General features: G+C 29.2%; 21 protein-coding genes and 1 other RNA gene. 11 read left to right on the plus strand and 11 right to left on the minus strand.

The window, feature by feature from the left end; all coding sequences use genetic code 11:
- Window positions 1–3,111 (plus strand): efflux RND transporter permease subunit, encoded by a 3,111-nt coding sequence (locus tag CRV03_RS05130; RefSeq protein WP_129084075.1) that lies wholly within the window; start codon window positions 1–3, stop codon window positions 3,109–3,111.
- A complete protein-coding gene (locus CRV03_RS05135) occupies window positions 3,108–3,701 on the plus strand; it encodes a TetR/AcrR family transcriptional regulator (RefSeq protein ID WP_129084076.1) in 594 nt (197 codons plus the stop codon). The genes CRV03_RS05130 and CRV03_RS05135 overlap by 4 nt, the downstream gene beginning before the upstream one ends.
- On the opposite strand, the gene CRV03_RS05140 is transcribed toward CRV03_RS05135, so the two are convergent.
- Entirely contained in the window at window positions 3,694–4,116 is a 423-nt protein-coding gene (locus CRV03_RS05140; RefSeq protein ID WP_129084077.1) for a YqaA family protein, read from the minus strand. The genes CRV03_RS05135 and CRV03_RS05140 overlap by 8 nt on opposite strands.
- Window positions 4,113–5,015: a DMT family transporter gene (locus CRV03_RS05145; RefSeq protein ID WP_258239012.1), complete on the minus strand. Its 903-nt coding sequence runs from the start codon at window positions 5,013–5,015 to the stop codon at window positions 4,113–4,115. Before CRV03_RS05145 ends, CRV03_RS05140 begins: the two co-directional genes overlap by 4 nt.
- Window positions 5,016–5,170: 155 nt before the next feature.
- Between CRV03_RS05145 and ffs the strand changes: the two genes are divergently transcribed.
- Window positions 5,171–5,267: signal recognition particle sRNA small type (gene ffs, locus CRV03_RS05150), an RNA gene on the plus strand.
- Window positions 5,268–5,288: 21 nt separating this feature from the next.
- On the opposite strand, the gene CRV03_RS05155 is transcribed toward ffs, so the two are convergent.
- Window positions 5,289–5,906: a DNA-binding protein gene (locus CRV03_RS05155; protein ID WP_129084079.1), complete on the minus strand. Its 618-nt coding sequence runs from the start codon at window positions 5,904–5,906 to the stop codon at window positions 5,289–5,291.
- A gap of 11 nt (window positions 5,907–5,917) precedes the next feature.
- The gene (gene queF, locus CRV03_RS05160) at window positions 5,918–6,295 is read right to left on the minus strand and encodes a preQ(1) synthase (protein ID WP_129084080.1); all 378 of its coding nucleotides are present in this window, start codon (window positions 6,293–6,295) and stop codon (window positions 5,918–5,920) included.
- A 151-nt stretch (window positions 6,296–6,446) separates the two neighbouring features.
- Here queF and CRV03_RS05165 point away from each other — a divergent pair, with 151 nt between their 5' ends.
- Window positions 6,447–7,466 (plus strand): NAD(P)-binding domain-containing protein, encoded by a 1,020-nt coding sequence (locus tag CRV03_RS05165; RefSeq protein WP_129084081.1) that lies wholly within the window; start codon window positions 6,447–6,449, stop codon window positions 7,464–7,466.
- A gap of 2 nt (window positions 7,467–7,468) precedes the next feature.
- On the plus strand, window positions 7,469–8,332 hold the full coding sequence (locus CRV03_RS05170; RefSeq protein ID WP_129084082.1) for a DMT family transporter: 864 nt from the start codon (window positions 7,469–7,471) through the stop codon (window positions 8,330–8,332).
- Here the strand turns inward: CRV03_RS05170 and CRV03_RS05175 are convergent.
- Window positions 8,321–8,650 carry a hypothetical protein gene (locus CRV03_RS05175; RefSeq protein WP_129084083.1) on the minus strand — a complete coding sequence of 110 codons (330 nt, stop codon included), beginning with the start codon at window positions 8,648–8,650 and terminating at the stop codon, window positions 8,321–8,323. The two genes, CRV03_RS05170 and CRV03_RS05175, sit on opposite strands and share 12 nt — an antisense overlap.
- Window positions 8,651–8,784: 134 nt before the next feature.
- Window positions 8,785–9,117 carry a hypothetical protein gene (locus tag CRV03_RS05180; protein WP_129084084.1) on the minus strand — a complete coding sequence of 111 codons (333 nt, stop codon included), beginning with the start codon at window positions 9,115–9,117 and terminating at the stop codon, window positions 8,785–8,787.
- 330 nt (window positions 9,118–9,447) lie between these two features.
- Here CRV03_RS05180 and CRV03_RS05185 point away from each other — a divergent pair, with 330 nt between their 5' ends.
- The 4 genes from CRV03_RS05185 to zupT are packed head-to-tail and all read left to right on the plus strand — an operon-like array spanning window position 9,448 to window position 12,648.
- A complete protein-coding gene (locus CRV03_RS05185; protein ID WP_258239018.1) occupies window positions 9,448–10,227 on the plus strand; it encodes an AraC family transcriptional regulator in 780 nt (259 codons plus the stop codon).
- A 59-nt stretch (window positions 10,228–10,286) separates the two neighbouring features.
- Window positions 10,287–10,916 carry a LysE family translocator gene (locus CRV03_RS05190; RefSeq protein WP_129084086.1) on the plus strand — a complete coding sequence of 210 codons (630 nt, stop codon included), beginning with the start codon at window positions 10,287–10,289 and terminating at the stop codon, window positions 10,914–10,916.
- Window positions 10,917–10,954: 38 nt separating this feature from the next.
- Window positions 10,955–11,806: an NAD(P)-dependent oxidoreductase gene (locus tag CRV03_RS05195; protein ID WP_129084087.1), complete on the plus strand. Its 852-nt coding sequence runs from the start codon at window positions 10,955–10,957 to the stop codon at window positions 11,804–11,806.
- 2 nt (window positions 11,807–11,808) lie between these two features.
- Window positions 11,809–12,648 carry a zinc transporter ZupT gene (gene zupT / locus CRV03_RS05200; RefSeq protein ID WP_129084088.1) on the plus strand — a complete coding sequence of 280 codons (840 nt, stop codon included), beginning with the start codon at window positions 11,809–11,811 and terminating at the stop codon, window positions 12,646–12,648.
- Here zupT and CRV03_RS05205 read toward each other — a convergent pair.
- The 5 genes from CRV03_RS05205 to dnaA form a co-directional block, all read right to left on the minus strand.
- Complete coding sequence (locus CRV03_RS05205; protein ID WP_129084089.1) at window positions 12,645–13,040, minus strand: DUF3010 family protein; 396 nt, start codon at window positions 13,038–13,040, stop codon at window positions 12,645–12,647. The two genes, zupT and CRV03_RS05205, sit on opposite strands and share 4 nt — an antisense overlap.
- Before the next feature lie 62 nt (window positions 13,041–13,102).
- Window positions 13,103–13,636, minus strand: a complete 534-nt coding sequence (locus tag CRV03_RS05210; protein ID WP_129084090.1) for a hypothetical protein — start codon at window positions 13,634–13,636, stop codon at window positions 13,103–13,105.
- A 60-nt stretch (window positions 13,637–13,696) separates the two neighbouring features.
- Window positions 13,697–16,018, minus strand: coding sequence for a DNA topoisomerase (ATP-hydrolyzing) subunit B (gyrB, locus tag CRV03_RS05215; RefSeq protein WP_129084091.1), 2,322 nt, complete (start codon window positions 16,016–16,018; stop codon window positions 13,697–13,699).
- A 20-nt stretch (window positions 16,019–16,038) separates the two neighbouring features.
- On the minus strand, window positions 16,039–17,109 hold the full coding sequence (gene dnaN, locus CRV03_RS05220) for a DNA polymerase III subunit beta (RefSeq protein WP_129084092.1): 1,071 nt from the start codon (window positions 17,107–17,109) through the stop codon (window positions 16,039–16,041).
- A 166-nt stretch (window positions 17,110–17,275) separates the two neighbouring features.
- Window positions 17,276–18,583, minus strand: a complete 1,308-nt coding sequence (dnaA, locus tag CRV03_RS05225) for a chromosomal replication initiator protein DnaA (protein WP_129084093.1) — start codon at window positions 18,581–18,583, stop codon at window positions 17,276–17,278.
- Window positions 18,584–18,773: 190 nt separating this feature from the next.
- Between dnaA and ruvC the strand changes: the two genes are divergently transcribed.
- Together ruvC and CRV03_RS05235 are read left to right on the plus strand one after the other, a co-directional pair.
- Window positions 18,774–19,241, plus strand: coding sequence for a crossover junction endodeoxyribonuclease RuvC (gene ruvC / locus CRV03_RS05230; RefSeq protein ID WP_129084094.1), 468 nt, complete (start codon window positions 18,774–18,776; stop codon window positions 19,239–19,241).
- A gap of 3 nt (window positions 19,242–19,244) precedes the next feature.
- Window positions 19,245–20,123, plus strand: a complete 879-nt coding sequence (locus CRV03_RS05235; RefSeq protein WP_129084095.1) for a DMT family transporter — start codon at window positions 19,245–19,247, stop codon at window positions 20,121–20,123.
- Window positions 20,124–20,144 lie beyond the last annotated feature (21 nt).

Here is a 20,144-nt window from a genome sequence, read left to right on the forward strand (position 1 = left end):
ATGATTTCTTCATTTTTTATAAAAAAACCAGTATTTGCAGGTGTGTTATCTATTGTAATATTCCTTACTGGATTAATCTCTATGTTCAACCTACCAATTGAACAATACCCAAGAGTTTTACCACCTCAAATTATTGTAAGTACTTCATATCCAGGAGCAAGTGCTGATACTATTGCAAAAACTGTTGCTGCACCTTTAGAAGAGAAAATCAATGGTGCAAAAAACATGCTTTATATGAACTCAGTTGCAGAAGATAGTGGAAGATTAAATATTAATGTATTTTTTGAAGTTGGAACTGACCCAGACTCTGCAAAGATTGATGTAAACAATAGAGTTCAAGCAGCTTTAGCAAAAATGCCAGAACAAGTACAAAGACAAGGTGTTGTTGTAGGGGAAAGAAGTCCAAGTATTCTTATGTTTATTATGCTTCAATCTCCAAATGATACTTATGACTCAGTATACTTATCAAACTATGCTCTTTTAAATATGGTTGAATCATTAAAAAGGGTAAATGGAGTAGGGGATGCTATCATCTTTGGTGCAAAAGATTACTCTATTAGAATCTGGATGGACCCAAGTAAGTTATCTAAATACTCACTTGCTACAACTGATGTAATTGCTGCAATTAAAGAACAAAATAACCAATATGCAGCAGGTAAAATTGCAGCAGAACCAATTGCGAATAAACAGATGTATACATATACAATTCAAACTCCAAAAAGATTTGAAAATGCAAATCAATTCGGTGATATTGTTATTAGAGCAAATGAAGATGGAAGTAGTTTAAAACTAAAAGATGTAGCTTCTATTGAACTTGGAGCAGCTGATTATAGTGTTGAAACAAGATTAAACAATGCAGCATCTATTCCTATTGGTATTTTCTTACAAAGTGGTGCAAATGCACTTGAAACAGCAGATGCTATTAAAAGATCTTTAGAAGAAGCTCAAAAGAACTTCCCACAAGATATGACTTATAGTATTCCATACGATAGTACAGACTTTATTTCTGCTTCTATTGAAGAGGTTGTAAAAACTTTTATTGAAGCTTTAATTCTAGTTATTTTAATTATGTATTTATTCTTACAAAACTGGAGAGCTACAGTAATTCCATTTATTGCAGTTCCTATTTCAATTGTAGGTGCTTTTGCTGGTATGTATGTTTTAGGTTTTAGTATCAACTTACTAACACTATTTGGACTTGTATTAGCTATTGGTATTGTTGTTGATGATGCCATTATTGTAATTGAAAATATTGAACGGCATATGGAAGAGGGTAAAACCCCTAAAGAAGCTGCCTTTATTGCCATGCAAGAAGTTACAGGAGCCTTAATTGCTATTATTTTAGTTCTTGGTGCTATCTTTATACCTGTTGCCTTTATGGGTGGTTTAAGTGGAGAGATGTATAGACAGTTTGCCATTACTATTGTTATTTCAGTAATGATTTCTGGTTTTGTTGCTTTAACATTAACTCCAACATTATGTGTAAAGATATTAAAAAATAGAAAACATGAACCAAAAGGTTTCTTTAAATGGTTTAACAACATGTTTGATAAAGCAACTGAAGGGTATTCATACTTAGTTAAAAAGACTATTAGATTCTCTTTAATATCTATTTTACTTTATGCTGGTCTTATTTTTGTTTCATATGATATGTTTAAATCTATGAAAACTGGACTTGTTCCGCAAGAAGACCAAGGTACTATTTTTGTATTTGGATTTAACCCTCCTGGTTACTCTTTATCAAAATCTTTAGAGTTATCAGAGGAGACAAATGCAATTGTTTCACAAGATGAGAATGTTGCAAATATCATTACTCTTGCAGGGTATGACTTTACAACATCAGCTCAAAGAACACATACAGTTGCAACAATTATTAAACTAAAAGACTGGAGTGAAAGACCAAATGAAGAGCAGGGTGCCCAAGCACTTCTAGGAAAATTCTCTAAACAACTTATGGGTACAAGTGAAGGTTTCTCATTTGCCGTTGTTCCACCTCCAATTATGGGGATGAGTATTACTGGTGGATTTGATATGTATGTTCAAGATAGAACTGGTGGTAGTGTTGAAGATTTAGGAAAAGTAGTTAATCAAATACTTGAAAAAGCAAAAACTAGACCCGAGTTAATTGGTGTTAGAACATCTTTATCTGCAACAATTCCTCAATATAAAGTTGATGTAGATGTGGAAAAAGCAAAAGCAAAAGGTGTAAACCTAAACGATATTTATAGCACTATTACTTCTACATATGGAAGCTTTTATGTAAATGACTTCTCACTTTATGGAAGAACATATAGAGTAAATTTACAAGCTGATTCTGAGTATAGAAATAATATTGAAGACTTTAAAGAGATTTTTGTAAGAGCAAATAATGGAGAACTACTTCCTATTAACTCATTTATCTCTTATAAAAAAGTAGTTGGTGCTGATATTGTTGAAAGATTTAACCTTTTCCAAGCAGCAAAAGTATCAGGACAACCAGCAGCTGGATATAGTTCTGGGGATGCATTAAAAGCTATTGAAGAAGTGGCAAATGAAGTATTACCATCAGGATATACTATTAGTTGGACAGGTTCAGCTTATCAAGAGAAACAAGTAGGTGGAAGTTCTGCTATGGCATTTGTATTTGGACTTGTTTTCTTATTCTTAATTTTATGTGCTTTATATGAAAGATGGTTACTACCTATTTCAGTTGTTTTAGCTGTTCCATTTGCAGTATTTGGGGCAATTTTAGCAACAAATTTAAGAGCACTTGATAACAATATCTACTTCCAGATTGGACTTTTAGTTCTTGCAGGTCTTGCAGCTAAAAATGCCATCTTAATTGTAGAGTTTGCTATTCAAAAACAAAAAGAAGGTTTCAACTTAATTGATGCTGCTTTAGAAGCTGCAAAAGTAAGATTAAGACCAATTATTATGACTTCTTTAGCCTTTACAGTAGGTGTTTTACCATTAGCTATTAGTAATGGAGCAGGGGCTGCTAGTAAACACTCTATTGGTACAGGAGTTATTGGGGGAATGTTAGCTGCAACATTTATTGCAATTGTATTTATTCCTCTGTTCTTTATTCTTATTTCAAAGCTATCTAAAAAAAGAGTGAAGAGTCATAAATGACAAAAGAAGAAAAACAAGAAAAACGACGGTGCATGGCACTGTCGTGCCTTGATGCCTTTTTAAATACAAACTATCAAAACCTTACTGTAACTTCTTTAGCAAAACAATCAAATATTGCTAAAGGAACTTTATATGAATACTTCAAAAATAAAGAAGATATTATTTTAGAGTTAACAGAAGGTCTTTATGAGCAATGGAAAGAGAAAACCGAAAAAGAAGTAAAACAAAAAGAGAATTTAAAAGATAAGTTTGAGTGTTTTTTTACAATGGTTTATACAAAAGAGTTTAAAAACTATAGAACTATTTTAAATATTTTTGCAGGACTTAGCCACTATGAAGAAGAGGAGACTTTTAAAAACTTTTTAAAAAAGATATATGAAGAACACCTTGAAGTTATAAATTCTCTTGTAGAAGAGGGCATTAAACAAGAACTCTTTATAAAAGAGGCTAGAAACTTAACTAGAGGCTTATTAAACTCATTTATAGGCTTTTTCCATATCTCACTATTAAATGAGAAAGAAACAACCTCTATAGAGGAAATTAGAAGCTTTCTAAAGAATTTTTTTCTAACAATAGAAAAAACTAACTAACAAAATACAAAGTTGCTATTGCTAAAAATAGATATCTAAAGAACTTAGCAATAAAAACTAAGAATAAAAACTTTTTTAAATCATATTTAAAAACACCTGCTATTAAAGTCAAAGGGTCACCAATAATAGGTGCCCAAGAAAGAAGTAAAGAGTAAGCTCCATATTTATCAAAAAACTCTTTATACCTCTTTATTTTCTCTTCTTTTAAATATGATTTCTTTTCTAAATACTCTTCGCCTTTTAATCCTATAAAATAGTTAAGTAAAGACCCAAGAACATTTCCTACAGTTGCAAAAGCTAGAAGATACACTAAATTATAGCCTTCATTGATATTATAAACCAACAAAGCCTCACTTCCTAAAGGAAATAAAGTTGCTGAAATAAAGGCTGAAATAAATAGTGTTAGATAAATCAAATTTTTCTTCTTTTAAATCTTTTTACTGTGATTTGTGAAATTATAACTCCAAATAAAATTGTAGCACTTGCTACTAACTCTGTAGTTGTTAACTTCTCTCCTAAAATTAAAAAAGCCAAAATAAGCGTAAAAATTGGTATTAAATTTACAAACATTGCAGCTCTTGACGCTTCTATTTTAGTTAAAGCAAAGTTAAAAAGTCCATATCCTAATAAGGTAACCACTATACCTAAATAAATAGACCAAGAAACAGCTTCAACAGAGAAAGTCATCTCTTTTGTACTTAGCTCAAAAATAAAAAATGGTAAGAAAAATACAAAACCAATAAATGCTTGAATTGCTGTTATAAACAGTGCAGAGAACTTCTCACTTAAATACCTTGCAACCAAAGTATAACCTGTAGCACAAGCCATTGCACAAAACTCTAAAAAGTTTCCAAGCATAGGATTTGGTGCAGACTCAGTTGTAGTTGCTTGAACACTTAACCAAACAACACCTATCATAGCTACAACCGAACCAAATAACAACTGCCTAGAGATAATCTCTTTTAAGAAGTAACCTGCTGCCATAGCTGTCATTAAAGGCATAAGCGATGTAATCATTCCTGCTTGTGAAGCAGAGGTATATAATAAAGCCTTTGCTTCAAATACAAAATATAAACATGGCTCAAAAAATCCAAGTAATAGGATTAATTGAATATCACGTTTTGTAAAATCGTATTTTAAAAACCTTTTTATAAAAAATATAAAACACAATGATGCAGCAGCCATTCTTATAAAAATAACAGTATATTCACCTAAATCTACCATTGCTGCTTTTAGTGCAATAAATGAACTTCCCCAAATAAACATGGCGAAGATGATGGATACTAATCCAACTAAATTAAAATCTTTTGTCAACTCAATTCTCTTTCACATAATTTTTAAAAGCGGAATTATACTCCTAGAAACTTTCCTAGTAACTTAAATATTTACAGAAGTTTTAAGTTTTGTAAAGATATAATTGCATTCTTCAAAGATGAGCACAAAGAGTATCTAGGTACTTTTGATGCTCTTCTTTAGACCTTTACAATCGTTTTTAAAGACAATGCCCCAGGGTGGGAACACAGCAAGGCACCTTTATCTATGGTGTGTTTGGGTATCTGGAGAAGAGTGCTTTTTAGCACTTCTTTTTTAAATCAAATCAGAAAAATCTTCATTTAAAATCAACAGTTTTTTATCTTTTCGATTATAAATAAATCTTGAATCTTTTTGTTGTATAGCTTTTAAAATTATAAGTTTTATATCTTTTTCGCTTTTATTGTGCTTTTTTAAATATAGAGTAAACTCTAATAAAGAGATAAATCTCTCTTTTTCTTCCTCATTATTTTGTGTTTGCTGAACCGTTTCAATCTGAGGTTGCTTGTAGATAGAACGCATCTCATTAAATGCACTTTGTAAAAGCTCAATTTCTCTATTAAATACTGTGATAATTCTTTTTTGATTTTTTTCTAGTCTATATATTTCAGATGAGTACTGTTTTTTCATCCATTTAACTGACTTTTTTAGAAGGTCAATTTGCTCATCTTTTACTTTAATAACTTCTTCATAGCCATTAAAAGTCTCTTGTTTCAATTCTACTTTTGGTTCTTCATAACTAGTCTGGTCTTGAATATGCTCAGGAATATAAACATATGTTTTACCAGACTTTTTTATAGATTTAAGTTGATTTTTCTTAATTCTATAATGAACTCCTTGAAGTGATAGTCCAAGTATTTGTGCAGCTTGAGCTGTTGTAACTAATCTCTCCAAAGAATTTTTCCTTACATTTTGTCACTATCAATTTCAATAACAGTGTGAACATTACCTCTTGGTTTAAAGTCTGCAATAACTTTCATCCATCTTGGCTGTAACTTTTCATATAGAGTATCAAAAATCTCATTTGCAGAGTTTTCATGAGACACTTCTCTAAGCATGAAAGAGTTGATATAAAGTTTTAATGCTTTTAACTCAATAACTTTTTCATTTGGAGTATATTGAAGTTTGATTGTTGCAAAATCAGGATATCCACTTCTTGGACATTTTGCCATGAACTCTGGAAGTTCAATATCAATGATATAGTTTTTTTTGTTTTTATTTGGCCAATAATGCTCTTCATTGTTAATGTCAAATTCTACAATCTCTTTTTCACCATATTTCATTAAATATACCTTTTAAATTTTTTTATATTAAAAGATATTTTATCCAAACTATACTTACAAATTTTTTTATATAAAAGATGTCAAAATTGTACACTAATAGTATAAGTTATGTTAAGATATATATTATTTATTTCACATCAAAGGTTTACTTATGGAAAAAATATATGAAGTAGCTATTGTAGGTGGTGGTCCAGGTGGAATAGGTACAGCAGTAGAAGCTGCTGTTCATGGTATAGAAAATATTTTACTTTTAGATAAAGCAGATAATCATTCAAGCACCATAAGAAGATTTTACAAGAAAAACAAAAGAGTTGATAGAAACTGGAAGGGTCAAGTTGTTGATATAGAAGGAAGTATTCCTTTTATGGATGGAACGAAAGAGACTACTTTAGACTTTTTTGATCAACTACTTGATGAAGATAAAATTGATACTGCTTTTAATACAGAAGTAGAAAATATAACTAAAGATGAAAATACTAACACTTTTACTATACAAACTTCAACAAAAGTTTTTATAGCAAAATGTGTTGTAGTAACTATTGGTAAGATGGGTAAACCCAATAAACCAGAATACAAAATTCCTTTTTCCCTAAAAGAGTATGTAAATTTCAATCTAGATAAATGTAGCAAAAATGAAAAACTACTTGTAGTAGGTGGTGGAAACTCTGCTGTAGAGTATGCTTGTAGTTTATCTGAAGAAGGTAACACAGTTACATTAGTTTATAGAAAAGAGAAGTTTACAAGACTAAATCCAGAAAATGAAGAGACTTTATTTAAATACAATGGTCAAGAAAAGCTAAGACTTAGGCTAAATACAGATATTGAATCAATTGAAAATGATGATGGTAGCGTAAAGGTAAACTTCAATGATGGTTACCATACTATTTATGATAGAGTCATTTATGCTATTGGTGGTACTGCTCCTGTTGATTTCTTGAAAAAAGTAGGCATAGAGATGGATGAAGAAGGCAAACCTATTTATGATGAATATAATGAAACCAATCTTCCTTGTATGTATGTAGCAGGAGATGTTGCCTTTAATACAGGTGGTTCTATTGCTACTGCACTAAATCATGGGTTTAGAATCACAAGATCCTTACTTATAAAAAGAGGTGAGCAAAACGGTTCAACTGAACTATTTTTTAAAAACAATCCAACATTTAAGTATTAATTATGAGTAAAGATTTAACAAAAACCCCAAGTATCATATTACTTAATATCATAGCACTAGTCTTTTTAGCTTCAAACTCTATTTTGTGTAAGCTTGCAATTGTAAATCACTATGCTGATGCTTACTCTTTTACCTTTTTAAGACTTGTTTTTGCAGCATTGACTCTATTTTTTATAGTGTCCCTAAAAGAAAGAGCTATTGATATAACTCTAAATAAAAACTGGACTAGTGCCTTTTTTCTTTTTTTATATGCAATTACCTTTTCATATGCCTATATAAACCTTGATGCAGGACTTGGGACTCTAATTCTTTTTGCTTTTGTTCAACTAACAATAACCTTTTATGCAGTTATGAATAAAGAAAAAATCTGTTTCAAACAAACTTTTGGAATACTAACTGCTTTATTAGGACTTCTATATCTTTTTTATCCAAGGGATAATTTTACTATTTCTATGGAAGGATTTATTCTAATAAGCCTTGCAGGTATTAGTTGGGGAGTTTATACAATTTTAGGAAAAAAATCAGAAAATGCTTTAAAGGATACAAATGAAAACTTCCTAAAAACCATTCCTTTTTTACTTATTTATCTGTTAGTTTTTCCAATAAATATAGAGATAAATATAGATGGTCTTATTTTAAGTTTCCTATCTGGTGCAATTACTTCTGCAATAGGATATGTAATCTGGTATAAGGTTTTAGATAATATCTCTATTTTAACTGCTGGAGTAATACAGCTAATAGTTCCTATTGTAGCTATATTTTTAAGTATTATATTACTAAATGAACCAATAACTATAACACTTTTAGTATCAACAGCTTTAATACTTATAGGTATATATTTAACAATTAAAAAATCAGTAGTTTAGCATTTTGTTTTTTTCTCGTTCACACTCTAAACAGTCAATACCAAGCTCACATTTTTCGCAAACTACACAATCAGTAAGTGCTGCTTTAAACTCTCTATTTGTACTTGCTTTTGAACTAAGTTTTGCCATATAGCTAACATTTAAAACTGGGTCAGCTATTAAATTATCTGCAATTTTAGAATCAATATGACTATTTCTAGCAACTGCTCTTCTAACATTCATATATGGAGATCTATGTAGTTCCCATAAAGTATTAAAATCATCACAATTTATTGCAAGTTCAATCTGTTCTTCTACTGGTTTTTGAAGTGCTCCCATCTTTTAGCCTTTTAAAAAATATAAATAATTATAGTACTCTTATTTTTAAAGCTATTTTAAAGATAGGTCACTTTTTAAGTTTTTTTTTAAATATATATCTAAATTGTAATCAATGTAAGTAAAAAAGCACTCTTTTAGTTACTTTCATACATTTTATTGCAAAAATTGTCACACTCAGTACAATTAAGATTTAGTTCGCTTTTCTCACATAAAACACATTTAGTTAGTGTTGTTTTAAACTCTCTATCAGTGCTTGCTTTTGAACTAAGTTTTGCCATATAGCTAACATTTAAAACAGGATCAGCTATAAGTCTATCTGCAATTTTAGAATTTATATGACTATTTCTAGCAACTGCTCTTCTAACATTCATATATGGAGATCTATGTAGTTCCCATAATAAGTCTTCACAAGAGGTACTATTTGCCAACTCTAGTTGTTCTTCTAAAGGTCTTCGTAATAAACTCATGCTTTATCCTTTTTAAGTAATATTAAAGATTATATTAATGTAATTTTAAGAAAAAATTAAAAATAAAAACTAGTGTTATAAAAAATAGCCAAATAGCCCATAAAATGCTACGTTTATGCTATTTTTATATATTTTTTAGTGATTTTTTGGAAAATTAATATAATATATTACGATTACAAAATGATTACAAGGAGTAAAAAGTATAAAAAATAATCAATTTTATTTTTTATAAAAATACTTACTTTTTTTCTAAATATTATTTTGATATAACTAGCTTACTAAATAAAAGGCAAAAAGATAAAAGAAGAAAAAAAATTCACAAAAATTTTTATTGATGATAAACTACCATTTTTAGAATTACGTCACTCAAATAGTGGCAATCATTACAAAGAACATATACATGAAAGCTTTTCAATAGGTATAAATATCAAAGGAAAAAGTATTTATACAAATAAAGAAAAGAAATATGATTTTGAAAAAGGTCTTATTGCTATTGTAAATCCAAATGAAATCCACTCTTGTAATGCCTTATCAAAACAAAATCATGAGTACTATATGCTCTATTTAGATAAAAAATGGTGTTATGAGATACAAAAAACTATCTCTGAACAAATAACTTCTTTTCAAAACTATCCCAAGTCTTTATTAAATAGCACTTCTTTTTATAAAGAGTTTAAAAATTTGTGCGAACTACTTTTTTCAAAGATAACAGTTCAAGAAAAAGAAAACGAGTTAATAGAAGTTTTTACAAAACTGTTTGAAAATGATATCTCTTATAACAAAGAAAAAATAGAAGATAAAAACTTTGACCTAATATGTGACTATTTAAAAAAGAATTTCAAAGAGAATATATCCTTAGAAGAGTTAGGAAAAAAATTTAGTCTAAACCCTTTTTATATAATTAGACTTTTTAAAGCAAATATGAATATGACTCCCCACAAATATCTTTTAAATATCAAAATCAATTACTCTAAAGAGCTATTAAAAAAGGGTGTTACTATTGTAGATACTGCATTGGAGTGTGGGTTTGTTGACCAAAGCCACTTTCATAGAAACTTTTTTAATATAGTTGCAACTACACCACACGAATATAGAAAAAACTTTATTTAACTCAATTTTATACAAGATTTATTTCTAACTTCTTTTTATAATTGCAAAAAAGGAAGTAAATGGAAATATATTTAAGTGGCTTTATAACTTTGGCCCTTGCACATTTTGTTGCTCTATTAAGTCCTGGTGTTGATTTTTTTATCATTCTTTCAAACTCTTCAAAATATGGAAAGCTCTCAGGGATTGTAACTTCATTTGGAATTGCAATTGCCAACTTAGTATATATACTTTTAGCACTTTTAGGAATCTCTTTAATCAAAGAGAATGAAAATATTTTTTTAGTGATAAAACTACTTGGTTCTTTGTATTTAATTTATATAGCTTTTATGCTTTTAAGAACAAAAAAAAGAGAACTTTTTTCAAAAGAAGAGATAAAAAGTAAAAAACAAAAAAATCTAATCAAATACTTTTCTATGGGCTTTTTATCAGCTATTTTAAACCCAAAAAACTCAATTTTTTATTTTACAATGTTTTCTATTTCTATAAATAGTATTACACCACTGTTTGTTCAAACTTTTTATGCTCTTTGGATGTTTGTAGCTGTACTACTTTGGGATATTTTTATAGTCTACTTGGTTACTAGCAAAAAAAGTAAATCCTTTCTTGAAAAATACTCAAATAAAGTAGAAAAAATATGTGGGCTGATTCTTTTATTTATAGCTAGCTTCATAATTATAGATAGTTTTTAATTTTTTTTATTATAATCATCTAAAAAAGAGGAGTTTTTATGGCCTTAGGATTTATAGGATTAGGAAACCTTGGAACTGCTGTTGCTAAAAGATTAACAGACATGAATGAAGAGCTGGTAGTTTACAACAGAACACGTTCAAAAGTAGAAGATTTAGGATATAAAATTGCAAAGTCACCAAAAGACTTAATAGAAAAATGCGATATTGTAATTTTATGTCTTTTTGAATCAGATGCAGTAGAAAATATTTTCAATATGGAAAATGGACTTTTAGAGGCTGACTTAGAAGGTAAAACAATCATTGATTTAACAACAAATCATTTTGAACAAGTTCTAAATTTCCATAAAGTAATTGATGAAAAAGGTGGTGAGTATTTAGAATCACCTATTTTTGGTAGTGTTGCTCCTGCATTACAAGGACTAGTAACAATTGTTACTTCAGGTAAAAAAGAGACATATGAATCTTGTAAAGCACTTTTAGAGAAAATTGGTAAAGAAATATTCTATTTAAAAGAGCCAGGGAAGGCTTCTAAGATGAAACTAATCAATAATCTATGTCTAGGGTCATTTATGGCTACAATTGCAGAATGTAGTGCTTTAGGAGACGCTTGTGATATATCAAGAGATAAGTTACTTGAAATATTAGGAGTAGGTGGTGGACAATCACTAGTACTTAAAGCAAAAACACAAAAACTATTAGAAGAGGATTACTCTCCTCATTTTTCAAATAATGCAATTTATAAAGATTTACATACTTTACAAGATTTAGCTTATAGTATGAATCAACCTTTATATACAGCAGCTGTTCCAAAAGAACTATTTGGAAAAATGAAAAAAGATGGAAGAGGGGAAGAGGATTTTTGTTCAATAGTACAACTTTTTAAAGACTAAAAATGGAAAATCTTGAGTTTACGGATTACTTAATTGCATTTTCATTAACACTATTTGCAGGACTGTCTACTAGTATAGGAGCAGTCCTTGCATTTTTCTCAAAAGAGAAAAACTATACTATTCTTTCTCTTGGTATGGGATTTTCTGCTGGTGTTATGATATATGTATCTTTTATGGAAATCCTAAAGAAAGCTCAAGATTCATTTACTCAAGTTCTTTCAAACGCTACATATGCTGAATTACTAACTTTAGTTTTCTTCTTTTTAGGAATTGCCTTAAGTGCAATAATTGATAAACTAATCCCTGAAGATGTAAACCCCCATGAACCAAAATCTAACCAAGAATTAAAAGAGTTAAAAACTGACCATAAGATGCTAAATACAAATGCTTTAAAAAGAACAGGGCTTTTTACGGCTTTAGCTATAGGTATTCACAACTTTCCAGAAGGTTTTGCTACATTTATCTCTGCACTTGATAGTTTAACTTTAGGAGTAACTATTGCTTTAGCTATTGCAATACATAATATTCCAGAGGGTATGGCTGTTAGTTTACCTATTTATCATGCAACGGGAGAGAGAAAAAAAGCTTTTTGGTATGCAACTCTTTCAGGACTTGCTGAACCTGTTGGTGCTGTTTTAGGATATTTTTTATTATTACCTCTTATGGGCGATGCAACACTTGGGATTACTTTTGCAGTAGTAGCAGGAATAATGATATATATATCATTTGATGAATTATTACCAGCAGCTAGAGTATATGGAAATGCTCACACTACTATTGCTGGTTTAGTTTTTGGAATGTTTATTATGGCAAGTAGTTTACTTATTTTTAAACTAGTTTAACTTGCATATAAAGCACATAAATATGCTTGTTCTTGATATTTTTTTAAAGAGCTTGGATATTCTATTTCATTTTTCTTTTCAAAAGATGAAATTGATTGAGCAGATATAAGTTCAACTTCACAAAGAGGATTTAGTTGGATTAAACCTTCTAATTTAAAAGTAACCGCACCACCTGCAAAGTTACCTTTTTTTGCTCTTTTTTTAATAACTATTTTTTCTATATTCTCTTGCTCTAAAAATAGTAAAAACTCATTACAAAACTTTCTTATATCTTCTTGCTTTTCGTCATCTTCAAGTGTTAGTTTTTTTGTTTTTATATCTTGGAACTGTTTATTTTCAATAACTGATAGGATAATATTATTAGCTTTTAGCTCTATACCACAAATTTTCATTTAATACCTTTTTTAAATTTGTGTAAGTATAGAGTTTTTTTTTAATAAGTTTTGATTTTATTTCAATTTGTAAGGTTTTTATCTTCTGCTAGTTTTCTATAAATTAATCTTTGTATCTCTTTTTTTACAAGTTGAGAAGAGTTTAGTTTGTTGTTTTCATTTGCTATTGAACCCATTACTTTCTGGCACTTATCACAAATAAAATCTATCTTACTAACTTCTAAAGTAAACTTTGATGTTGTATCATCATAATACAAACTTTCCCCACAAGTAGGGCAAAAACACTCTAAATTAGCAATATCATTTTTGTGCCAAGTCCAAGTCCACTTGATATTATAGAAATTATCTTCCACATATTTTGATCTATTTTTTCTAATAAGTTTTATTGCAACTATTAAAATAATAGGTAAAACAAAAGGCACAACTTGAAGCCAAATTGGATAGTGAGCTAAATTTTCTTCATAAAATAAAACTAAACTATTTTTAAATCCTAAAACATTATCCAGTAAAGGAATAGGTAAAAATACAAGTAATAAAATAGCTACAATAGCAATGATAAGTTTAGCTTCGTAAGATAAAAAGCTCTTTTTTCTCATTAAAACTCCAAATAAAAAATATAAAAATAGGGGAGATAAAAAAGGGCGAAAGCCCTCTTTTTATACGTCTAAGTGTTCTACGTCTTTTGCGTGTTCTTCGATATAGTTTCTTCTAGGTTCTACTTCATCACCCATAAATAGTGTGAATGTATCAGAAGCAACTTCTGCATCTTCTACTGTTACTCTTAATAGTCTTCTATCTTCAGGAGTCATAGTAGTTTCCCATAATTGCTCAGGGTTCATCTCACCAAGACCTTTATATCTTTGGATATATGCACCTTTTTTAGCTAATCCTTCAATCTCTTCAAGAATTTCTACTAAATCTCTTCCATCAAACATAGAGATATCTCTTTCAACTAATCTATTGTAGATATAAGTAGCTTCTGAGAAGTATGGAGATGCAAATAGTTCATCATCAATTACAAGCTCTTCTAAACCTTCAGTTGTTTGAACAAATAATTGAATTCTATCTTCAGCAATATTCTTAGAAAGGATGTTATAACCTTTATTTTCTAAGAACTCTTTAACTACTTCATAAAGTGCGTTATAATCTAATTTCACTAAATCAGAATTTTCAATTAAGTGCTTAAGTACAGAGATTAAAGAGTATCTTTTTTCTAATTGATTTAGCATACCTCTATATCTAGATACTGTTTTAAATAAATCAACTAAATCATTTTTACCTAAAGCATTAAACTCAAAGTTATCTACACCATTTTCAATTAAGAAATTTGATAATGCTGTGTCATCTTTTAAATATCTCTCATGTTTACCTTTTTTGTATCTGTATAAAGGTGGTTGAGCGATATATAAATATCCTTTATCAACGATTGGTCTTAAGAATCTAAAGAAGAATGTTAATAATAGAGTTTGAATGTGAGAACCATCAACATCGGCATCCGTCATAATAATAACTTTGTGATATCTAATTTTCTCTTCATCAAAATCTTCACCAATACCACAACCAAGGGCTGTAATCATGTTTCTAATTTCATCAGATTTTAAAATCTTATCAAGTCTTGATTTTTCAACATTTAAAATCTTACCTTTAAGTGGTAAAATTGCTTGATAAACTCTATCTCTACCTTGCTTAGCAGAACCACCGGCAGAATCCCCTTCCACCAGGTATAATTCTCTAATTTCTGGGTCTTTACTTTGACATTCAGCTAACTTCCCTGGAAGTGTTCCAACTGTCATAGCATCTTTTTTTCTAGTTAAATCTCTAGCTTTTTTAGCTGCTTCTCTACCTCTTGCAGCCATTAAAGCTTTTTCCATAATAGCTTTTGCTTGAGTAGGATTTTCTTCAAAATATTTATCTAATACTTCTGAAGTTAATTTTTGACAAATTGGTTTTACATAAGAAGAACCAAGTTTTCCTTTTGTTTGACCTTCAAATTGTGGTTCTGGAACTTTTACAGAAACAATTGCAATAAGACCTTCTCTTACATCATCACCTGTAATTTTTGTATCTTTTTCTCTTGCATTTGCATTATTGTTTACATATTTAACGATACTTCTAGTAAGACCAGCTTTAAAACCAGCTTCATGTGTACCACCATCGATTGTACGGATGTTGTTTACAAAAGAAAGAGTCTTTTCTGTAAAAGTTGTGTTATACATTACTGCAATATCTACTTCAACATCATCTACTCTATCACTAAAAGCAACTGCTTCTGAAACAGGAGTCTCTTTATTTAAATCTTCAGCAAATTGTTTTAACCCACCTTCAAAGTGGTAAACTTCTTTTACTTTATGAATTTCATCTTCTAAAGTAATTGAAATAAATGGATTTAAATAAGCAACTTCTCTAAATCTTTTTGCAAGTGTTGCAAAATCATAAGCATTTACTTCAAATATAGAATCATCTGCTAAAAATTCAATTGTAGTACCAGTTTTTCTTGGACTATCACCAATTATTTCTAAAGGAGCTTTTGGTATACCACAAGAAAACTCTTGGTAATGAATTTTTCCTTCTCTATAAATAGTCATTTTAAGATCTTTTGATAGAGCATTTACAACAGATACACCAACCCCGTGTAAACCACCAGAAACTTTATAAGTATCTTTATCAAATTTACCACCAGCATGAAGTACTGTTAAAACAACAGTTGCAGCACTCATTTTTTCAGTAGGGTGCATAGCAGTAGGAATACCTCTACCATCATCTTCTACTCTAATCCAATGATCTTTAGTCATAGTAATTTTGATGTTTCTACAGAAGCCAGCCATTGCTTCATCAATAGAGTTATCAACTACTTCATAAACCATATGGTGAAGTCCATTGATGTTTGTATCACCAATATACATACCTGGTCTTTTTCTAACAGCTTCTAAACCTTTTAGAACTTTAATATTACTAGCGCCATATTCTGGTTGACTCATTATAGGTTTCCTTCTTTAAATTATTTTTCTAAAACGATTGGCATTACGATTGTATAGAATTTTTCATCTTCTAAATAGAATGGTAAATTTGATTCGTTAAATCCAATCTTTACATTTTCGTTGTTTGTTTGACTTAAATAGTCAAGTAGATATTTTGCATTTACTGCAAGATAAAACTCTTGGTCGATATTTAACTCAATATCAATTTGAGTTTTAGATTCTGTATCTTCATCTAAAGATTCAAATATTATAGAGTTTGGTTTAAATGTAACTTTGATATTTGAAAATAATGATGTAACTAATTTAATTGATTCTACTAAAATATTTTTAGGAATAGATAAATTGTGTTTTAAACTTTGAGGAATAATTCTTTCATAGTCTGGGAACTTTCCATTTATTAGTTTAGTAAAGAACTTCATGTTGTTAGAAGTTACTACTAAATTGTTTTCATCAAATGAAATTTTTGCATCATCTAAAAATAGTTTTTGAATTTCAATAATTGCTTTTTTAGGAATTATAATTTGACCTTCAGCATTCGAAATGTTTTCTAAAAATGAAATAGCTAATCTTCTAGTGTCAGTAGATACAAAATTGATTTTAGAATTTTTAATATCAATTAATGCTCCATTTAATTCAAACTTAGGATTATTGTTATCTATAGATGGAGTAATTTTTCTAATAGAATTAATAAAATTAATAGTTGAAATATTTAAATCTTTTAGATTTTCATTTAATATTAGATTTGGATATTCATCAGCATCATACATAGGAAGTTTAAATGTAGATTTGTTTTGTTTGATGATTAGATTATTATCTGTAGTTTCAATAATAATATCTGCATCTTTTAATCTTTTGATAATTCCTAGTAAGTTAGATCCATTAACTGTAGCTTTTCCATATATTGCTTCACTTATTGAATCAATTTGAGACTCTAGTCCAATTTCATAGTCAGTAGCTTTTAATATTAGTTTAGAGTCATTTACTTCTAAATAGATGTGTGAAGTAATTGAACTAGCATCTTTTTTTTCTAAAAATGGCTGCATTGATGAGATAACATTCTCAAATACACTTTTTGTAATTATGAACTTCATTTATTAGCTCCTATTTATTTATATTAAGTAGTGGAAGTAGTAGACAGTGTGAAAAGATGAAAACATTAAACCGGACTCTAAAAACACGGACTTTCATATAGTGAAAACATTTTGATAATAGTTCACACCTTTTCACACTTTGCTCTAAAACTTTTTTTACTACTCCTTAATTTATTATCTTATTTTTTAAATTTTGAATGATTAATTTAAAGTTTTCATCTGTTTCAATTAATTCATTTGTTTTTTGAATATTTTTTGAAATAGAACTGTGGTCTTTCATTCCTAAAAACTTAGCAATATCTGGCATAGAATTGTGTGTAAGCTCCCTAGCTAGGTAGATTACAACTCTTCTTGCATTTGCAACAGTTGCTGTTCTTTTCTTAGATTTGATATCACTTGGTTTTATATTTAACTCATTTGCAACAAGTGAAATAATATCTGGTAACTTGATATTATCCTTTTTCTCTTGTATTTGCTCTTTTAATAGACTTTGTGCAAGTTCTAAATTAATCTCTTGGTTAAGTAAAGAAGCACTTGCATTGATTCTAATAAGAACACCTTCAATTTCTCTAATTGAGTTGTCAAGGTTTGTTGCAATATAGTTGATGATTTCCCTACTTAAGGCAATTCCATTAAGTTCGCTTTTCTTTTCTATAATTGCAATTTTTGTTTCAAGTCCTGGAATTTGGATGTCTGCTGTTAATCCCCATTCAAATCTTGATTTTAATCTGTCAACTAAACCTGCAATTTGTGAAGGTAGTCTATCAGAAGTCATAACAATCTGTTTTTTTGCATTGTGTAATTCGTTGAATGTATGGAAAAATTCTTCTTGAGTTTGCTCTTTTCCAGATAAGAATTGAATATCATCAATTAATAAAACATCGCATTTTCGGTATTTACCTCTAAAATGCTCCATATTTTTATTTTTAATTGAGAATGTAAAATCATTCATAAACTGTTCAATTGTTACGTAAATTACTGTTTTACCTTTTTCAATGGCATCATTACCAATAGCCTGTAAAAGGTGAGTTTTACCAAGACCTGTTCCACCATAGATAAATAATGGGTTATATTGGATTCCTGGTTTTTCAGAAACAGCTAAAGAGGCATTATATGCCATTTGGTTTGAGCTTCCAACAACGAAAGAATCGAATGTGTATGATGGATTTAAGATAGTACTTTCTGCAGTTTCATTTTTAGCTTTTTCAGAGATAATTTCTTTTTTACTCTTTTTTTCACCTGCAATTTTTATTTCAATATCTGGCTTTGTACCATCGTATTTTTCGAAACAGTGTTGAATAAGTGAACTATATTTGCTTTTAATCCATGAAGCAATATATTTATTAGATACTTCAAATACGGCAATTTTGTCGTCTGAAGATATTTTTTTGTAAGTAAGCTGTTTTAAGTACTTTTTAAAATCAGTAGGATTAGCTTCTTGTTCAATTATCGATAAAAACTCTTTGCTTGTCATTAAAAAAACGCTCTTTATATATAAATTGTTAGATTATAACTAAAATTAGATTAAAAGTTTTTCACAGGTGAATGAAAATTGAATAATAAGTGAAAAATTAGTTTCTTTTAAGTGAATATTTATATATAATTTACCAATATAAAGGCAATTCACCATGTGAATACTTAAAATCATAGGAAATGTGAAAAACTTGAAAATATTAGGAATAGATCCGGGAACAAGAAATTGTGGATATGCAATTATTGAAAAAAATGGAAGAGAAATTAAGCTTATTGAAGCAGGTCTTATAAAAATAAAAACAAAAATACTTCAAGAGCAAATCGTAGAGATGTGTGAAGGTCTTGAAATGATCTTTAGAAAGTACGATTTAAACGAAGTTGCAATTGAAGATATGTTTTATGCTTTCAACCCAAAAACAGTTATAAAATTAGCTCAATTTAGAGGAGCTATCTCATTAAAGGTTTTACAGGAGTTTGGACATTTTGCTGAATATACTCCACTACAAGTAAAACAGGCTGTTACAGGAAATGGAAAAGCCCAAAAAGAACAAGTTGCCTTTATGGTGAAAAGATTATTAGGAATAAAAAAAGAGATTAAACCACTTGATATTACAGATGCAATTGCAATTGCATTAACTCACTCTCAAAGATTAAAATAAAACATGAAAAATAGTTCAATTTTGATTGTTTTAGCCCTTGGAGTAATCTGGGGTAGTAATTTTATTTATATGAAAATGGCAGCAGTCTATTTAGACCCTATGCAGGTAACTTTTTACAGGGTTGTTTTTGGACTTCTTCCTGTCTTAATCTACGCAATTTATAAAAAAGCTTTGAAGCTTGAAGATTTAAAATATTCTATTCATTTTTTTATGATGTCTTTATTGGCTGCTGTGATTTATTATTATGGTTTTGTAAAAGGTTCTTCTCTTCTTCTTTCTGGAATTGCAGGGGCTTTAAGTGGGCTAATTCCCGTTTTCTCATTTTTATTAGCAGCACTATTTTTAAAAGAAGAAAAAATAACAAAAATAGCAATATTTGGACTTGTTTTAGGCTTTTTAGGTGTAGTGATTATTAGTGGGGTTTTTAGTGAAGATTTAAAGAGTACAAACATAGAAGGAAGCCTTGCAATAATAGTTGGAGCATTAAGTGTTGGAGCTTCATTTATTTATGCAAAAAAGTTTATTATGCCTTTAAATTTAAATCCTGCTGCACTTACAACTTATCAATTAAGTTTTGCACTACTTATAATGCTAATAATTGTTGATTATGAAGGAATAAATGATATTTGGCAAGATACTCATAGTTCACTTGGGATGGTTCTAGGATTGGGAATTTTTGGAACAGGCTTTGCTTATATTATGTATTATTATGCAATTAAAAAATTTGGAGCTTTATTAGCTTCGTCAATAACTTACCTTCCCCCTGTTGTAGCTTTAGTAATAGGATTTTTCATTGTGGGTGAAGAGATTAAAACCTCAGATTTCTTTGCAACGGCTCTAATATTCCTTGGAGTCTTTTTAATTAATAAAAGAAAAGCTTAGTTATAATTATAATAGAAAATT

The organism is Arcobacter sp. F155 (assembly GCF_004116455.1).
GTDB lineage: Bacteria > Campylobacterota > Campylobacteria > Campylobacterales > Arcobacteraceae > Halarcobacter.